General features: G+C 64.5%; 1 protein-coding gene. It reads right to left on the reverse strand.

The window, feature by feature from the left end; translation table 11 throughout:
* The coding region (locus ACSFCA_RS36445) for a non-ribosomal peptide synthetase (protein ID WP_435462991.1) at positions 1 to 2,333 on the reverse strand (2,333 nt) is incomplete at both ends.

The following is a 2,333-nucleotide window of genomic DNA, read 5'->3' on the forward strand; positions in this document are numbered from 1 at the left end:
GGTACATGCGGCTGCCCGGGGTGCCGAAGGGGTTGGCGATGAAGCGCTCGGCGCTCAGGCCGGGGCGGTGCAGGTAGCCGCGTGCCAGGCCCGCGCCCGCGATGTACAGCTCGCCGGGCACGCCCGCGGGCACCGGCTGCAGCTGCGCGTCCAGGACGTAGACCTGCGCGTTCCACGTCGGCTTGCCGATGCAGTGGACCGCGGAGTGCACGGATACTGGGTCACTCCGATAAGTGGTGCCGAATATCGTGACTTCGGTTGGACCGTAGAGCTCAACCACTTTGGCATGGGGGAAGTGGGCTGCAATTCTTTGCAGCAGCTTGTCCGACACGGCGTCGCCGCCTACCAACAGAGTCCGCAGCGCTGGGTACAGAGTTCTGGCTCCTTCGACGCCCAGGAAGGTCAGCCAAGCCTCCATGAGACTTGGCACGGCATGGAAGAACGTGGCCGCGTTCGTCTTGGCAACAAGTTCCTCGGTGTCTAGTACTGCCTGTGCACGCAGCAGCAAGGCAGACCCTCCGCTGACCAGAGGCAGGAGGAGCTCAAGCAAGGAAATGTCGAAGGATCGAGACGCAAGGTTGGGGATCGTGTCGATCGCCGAGAACTCTAGTACGTGTCGTGTGCTCTCCAATTTTTCGGCCAGCTGCCGATGCTGGACCATCACGCCCTTGGGCGTTCCCGTGGAGCCCGAGGTGTAGATCAGGTAGGCGAGGGCGTCGGGTGAAACGGGTTCGGGATTGGTGCTGGCGCAATCATTCCAAGGGAGGTCGACGCCATCAAGTAACAGTGTTTCAAGGCCTTGCCCCTGGAGCTGCAGCATCGCGAGGAGGGCGTGAGTGACCAGCATCTTCGGTGCGCTGTCCTCGAGCAAGAGGCGCAACCGGTGGGGTGGATAGGCAGGATCCAGAGGAACGTAAACGCCCCCCGCCTTCAGGACTGCGAGCAGCCCAATCACGGTATCGAAGCCATGCTCGATACAGATGGCAACTCGGTCATTGCGTCGGATACCCTTTGCGATGAGGTGGTGAGCCAGGCGGTTGGTGCGTTCGTTGAGCTGGGCGTAGGTGAGCGTTGTGTCCTCGAAGACGAGGGCGGTGGCGTGGGGTGTTCTGGCGACTTGCAACTCGAAGAGTTCGGACAGGGTGGCCTGGGGCACGGGGTGTGCAGTGTCGTTCCAGTCGAGCAGGATCTGCTGGCGCTCGGCGGGCTGCAGGATCTCGATGGCGCCGATGGGCTGGGTGGGGTCGGCAGCGATGGCTGCGAGCACACGCTGCAGGCGAGCGGCGATGGACTGGACGCTGGCGCGATCGAACAGGTCGGTAGCGAACTCGATCTCGCCGAAGATGCCTTGGGCCGTGCCGTCCGCGCCACGCCGTTCCGTCAGGCTGAAGGACAGGTCGAACTTGGCGCTGTTGGCGTCGATGAGTTCACCCTTGACCTGGATGCCCGGCAGCTCAAAGCTGGACTTTGCATTGTTCTGCAGGACGAGGGCCACCTGGAACAGCGGATGCCGCGTCATGGAGCGCACCGGATTGAGCACCTCCACCAAGCGCTCGAAGGGCAGGTCCTGGTGCTCGTAGGCGGCCAGGTTGGTCTCGCGCACACGCGCCAGCAGCTCCTTGAAGCTGGGGTTGCCCGAGGTGTCGGTGCGCAGCACGAGCGTGTTGACGAAGAAGCCCACGAGATCGTTGAGGGCCTCGTCGGTGCGCCCGGCGATCGGGCTGCCCAACGGGATGTCGGTGCCCGCTCCCATGCGGGTGAAGAGCGTCGAGAGTGCGGCCTGCAACACCATGAACAGGCTGGCCTGGCCCTCGCGTGCGAGCGCGGCAAGGCTCCGATGCAGGGTCGCATCAATCTCGAATGACTGGTTCTCACCACGGAAGCTCGAAATGCTCGGGCGTGGTCGATCGGTGGGCAGGTTCAACTGCTCGGGCAGGCCGGCAAGGGTCTGCCGCCAATAGTTCAATTGCTTTGCAATGACGCTGTCGGACTCGCTCTCGTGGCCCAGCAGCGCGTGCTGCCAGAGCGTGTAGTCGGCGTACTGCACGGGCAGCGGCGCCCACGCCGGCGGCTCACCTTGTGAGCGGGCTTCATAGGCGGCGGCCAGATCGCGCGACAGGGGCGTCCATGACCACCCGTCGCTGACGATGTGGTGGCGTAGCAGCAGCAGGACGTGATGCTCGGCATCGAGATGGAACAGCCAGGCGCGGAAGGGGATCTCGCGCGACAGCTCGAAGCCGTGGTCGGCCGCCTGGGCGATGTGCTGGGCGAGGGTTGCCTCCGTCACATCGGCCACCTCGAGGATGGCGCCCAGATGCCCGGGTTCCAGGATG

Source organism: Variovorax multivorans (assembly GCF_051216835.1).
Lineage (GTDB): Bacteria > Pseudomonadota > Gammaproteobacteria > Burkholderiales > Burkholderiaceae_C > Variovorax.